4 protein-coding genes are annotated in these 3465 nt (G+C 42.8%); 2 read left to right on the forward strand and 2 right to left on the reverse strand.

What is annotated here, in order from left to right; translation table 11 throughout:
* Nucleotides 1-103 precede the first annotated feature (103 nt).
* Complete coding sequence (locus H6G97_RS48000; RefSeq protein WP_422394288.1) at nt 104-457, reverse strand: plasmid mobilization protein; 354 nt, start codon at nt 455-457, stop codon at nt 104-106.
* 253 nt (nt 458-710) lie between these two features.
* Here H6G97_RS48000 and H6G97_RS55225 point away from each other — a divergent pair, with 253 nt between their 5' ends.
* Both H6G97_RS55225 and H6G97_RS48005 read left to right on the forward strand, forming a co-directional pair.
* Nucleotides 711-836 (forward strand): hypothetical protein, encoded by a 126-nt coding sequence (locus H6G97_RS55225; RefSeq protein WP_277883468.1) that lies wholly within the window; start codon nt 711-713, stop codon nt 834-836.
* A gap of 417 nt (nt 837-1253) precedes the next feature.
* Nucleotides 1254-2006: a hypothetical protein gene (locus tag H6G97_RS48005; RefSeq protein ID WP_190947369.1), complete on the forward strand. Its 753-nt coding sequence runs from the start codon at nt 1254-1256 to the stop codon at nt 2004-2006.
* A 391-nt stretch (nt 2007-2397) separates the two neighbouring features.
* Here H6G97_RS48005 and H6G97_RS48010 read toward each other — a convergent pair.
* A partial coding sequence (locus tag H6G97_RS48010) for a hypothetical protein (RefSeq protein ID WP_206759179.1) occupies nt 2398-3465 on the reverse strand: 1068 nt, incomplete at its 5' end.

A 3465-nucleotide genomic window follows, 5' to 3' on the forward strand; every position in this document is an offset into this window, starting at 1 on the left:
CGCGCCAATTCTCTCGCATTTCTCCCGCTCATGTTGCCGCCGATTAGTTTAGCATCTTCGCGTGATTCTAGATAATCCAACAGCTTGCTCTCAACCTCTACCCTTAGTCTGCTTCCCAATCATCCTCTGACTCTTCCGAATCTTCGTCTTGAATATCATCTCTTGCAATGTCTCGTCTGCACTGATGCAACACGAATAAAAGTTCTCGTAACAGTTCGGGTTTTGCTGGTATTCGCCCAATTTTTAGCGCTGTGTTAGTTGCCTTTACAAGCTGATTGAGGTTGTTCCCGATTTGTCCTAATTCCCAATATGTTTGCAAGCTAATTTTACTTAGTCGTTTGGGTAATGGACGCATCAACCCATTACGTCTCATCAGTTCACTCGCTGACATCCCCGCATCAAGTGATTTAATCCGAATTATATCCAGTTCGATGTCACTCAAGCGAACTGGAAAAATATGCTTTCAGATTAGAGCTTTTGACTGCTTGCGGTTAGCCATAATTCGAGAAAAATCGGGACATTGCGAGGGGGGTTTTTCAAGGGGGGTTTCCCCACTTGAACCAGTCTGCCGTTCGAGCGCAGCGAGACAAAGCGTAAGCTTTGAGGCATCGCTGGCTTCTAGCCCAAATACGGGGGGATGAGGTGTCAACTGCTACGCCTATACGGAGGTCACAGCAGGGGGCTGAAGGCAGGAGTATAAAGGCGTAGCCGTGCTGCTGATCATCCTACAACTTACAAGGGAGGATAGCAACGGCGTAGCCGGAATAGGAAAGAATCAAGTAGTCGGTAAATTCTGGTTCGGCGTAGCCACCATAGAGTCGATAAAAACGGCGTAGCCGCTATATGAAAATTCTCTGATTCAGCGAAGCTGGCGCACAAAATAATAGTTCAGCGTAGCTGTAATGCGAAACGATAATTCAGCTCCTGCTGTAATAGTCAGATTTTTAGCATTAGCTTGGATAATCAGACCAGCGAAGCTGCCACACTAAAAATATAAGGCGTAGCCGTAATATGAAAAGGTAATTCGGCGTAGCCACAATAGCCGATTTTTGTAGGATTTTGAAAACAAATAGTTAGAGGAATAGACAAGACTTTAAGCTCAACCTCGGCGGATATCCTTCTCTTAATCCCTACTCCTATTGAAACTACAAGGGTTGAGAAAAAGTTGCCGGGCTGCTCCTAATCAATAAGCGGGTTTGCTGATTTAAGTTTTTAGGCAATGCTACTGTGTTTATTGTAACTTTTATAATACTATGAACAATTTATCGCTAGCTACGGTGGGAGCAGTACTTCTAGCTCTGGGAACAGTGGGGAAAGCACAGGCAGTAACATTCATCGACACTTGCTCCACAGAATGTGGAATTAATGGTAATATCGGGCCTTTGGGTGAAGGAAACCCATTCAATAACGGGATTCCTCTTAATATTGGACAGACTTTTACTGTACCTGATACCGATAATGTACTGAGTGAGTTTAGTTTCTTTTTATCAGATCAATCATCTAACCCAGATGTTGTGGATTTCCGCGCTTTTGTGATCAAGTGGGATGAAAGCAATAACACGCCAACGGGTTCTATTGTATTTGAGAGTACACCTCGCTCAACTAAAAAGCAAAATTCTCTTTACCCTATGCAGGAGTTTACTTTTAATACAGGAGGAATCGAATTAGCTTCTGGTGGGAAGTACTTAGCCTTTTTAAGCTCTTTAAAAGATTTGGATGGATTAGCTGACGATGCTTGGGTTGGCGAAAGCCCACTGAGTCAGGGCTTTGACGCTTACTCCGGTGGGCAAGCCTTTTTAATTAGCGCTACAGACTTTGATTCCATAATCCGTAGCTCATGGAGCCTGGATACTCCTAATGCTGATCTTAATTTCAAAGCCACCTTTGTCTCCCAAGGCTCTACTAGCGTTCCTGAACCTTCTTTTGTACCGGGGATGTTGGTATCGGGTGTCTTTGGTGTCCAGTTACTGTTAAAACACAAACGCAACAGAATTACAACACCATAAACTCACCAGTTTGGATGCTCCCATCAGGAATCGGTCAGGGGCGAAGAACTTGAACTTGCTAAAACGTCTTCTCATCATGCATGGTCAATGTCACGTGACTCTGACCATGCATGATGAAGCAACCACCGCATAGAGTTTTGATTCATTGGGCCGAAACAATGGTTGAGAATTAATGGAAATCCAAGTTTAGCTGCTATCAGCTTTGTAAGCCCCCATGACGACATGAAATTTTGGGAGAAAAAATATTTCGAGTATTTTCTTGAAAGTCAGTTCGTTTCAGCTTATTTGATAGCCAGTTACTGCATTAATTGCTGGAAATGAGTCATGCTCGAATTAACACTGCTTTTTAAATCAAGCGTGCAAATATGATTTCAAAAATTATCTGGTTATTTCAGTCCTGAACCACTGGTGTCAGAACAGAGTGGGGCAATAAAACCACAGCATTATTGGTCAAGTTCTGGCATCTGACCCTACTATCTAATGTCAGGCTCTGTACCAAGAAATGTTCATCATCTCCCCAAACTGTAACAAAACGTCCAATCAGTGTTTCTATAAGGGATTTGGCGTGATGTTGATTTGGATCTCCTAATTGATTTTGAGTATTAAAAGTCATAGATGATCCAGACAATTCTCCTTGTTCATGAAGCCTTTCGCGTCGTGCAGCACGTTTAGCTAATATGGACATCAAGCTAGACCAGATTTGTGCATCCAGTCGGTAGACTTTAATTTTTTGCCTTTCAAAGCCCGGCTCAAACCTTGACCAGCGAAAAGCCGCTTTAATTCCCAACTGCGATAACATTTGATGCACAACCTGAACATCACTCATTTTGTCGCTAATGGTGAGTTTGAGATGGTGGAATATTTCTGGGGCATATTGGCGAATCTTGTCGGCATAGGGTTTGAGGTCAGCTTTAGTCCATTCTTTAAAAGGATCTAAAAAGTCGTTTAATCCAAATGCTTCTCGCATAGATCGCCGCAGTGCTGTACCAGAAATATCCCACGGGCAAACAGCTTGATTCCAATTAGCTTGTTTCTCTAATGATTTGGCTGTTCTGTCAACTCCTAATTCGGGATAAAGTTGCGCTTCTAAGTTGAGCAGTTCCCCACGTCGTCGGCCTTCTTTGTCCCAAAGTACATGTTCTATAGTTAGCTCGTCTACGCAGTAGAAATCTTTCAGATAATATTTTCTAATTGCTAGTGCATCTTCTGGTGAAACGGATTCTTGGGATTCTAGCAGGGCAATTTCTGGGTAAGTTAAATCGGCGGCGGCTACTATGTCTTTGGCTTCAATTTGTTTGATTTCGTCTTTGGCTGACTTTAGTAAAAGTTTGACAGCTTTATCCGATTCTCGATTATCAATTGTAATCTGATGTCCTTCATGTCTGAGTCGAATTAGCAGTGCATCAGAGAGATTCATCATCGAATAATTCTGCTCGGCACTAATTCGGGCATAGAGATT

The sequence above is a fragment of the Nostoc flagelliforme FACHB-838 genome (assembly GCF_014698065.1).
Lineage (GTDB): Bacteria > Cyanobacteriota > Cyanobacteriia > Cyanobacteriales > Nostocaceae > Nostoc > Nostoc flagelliforme_B.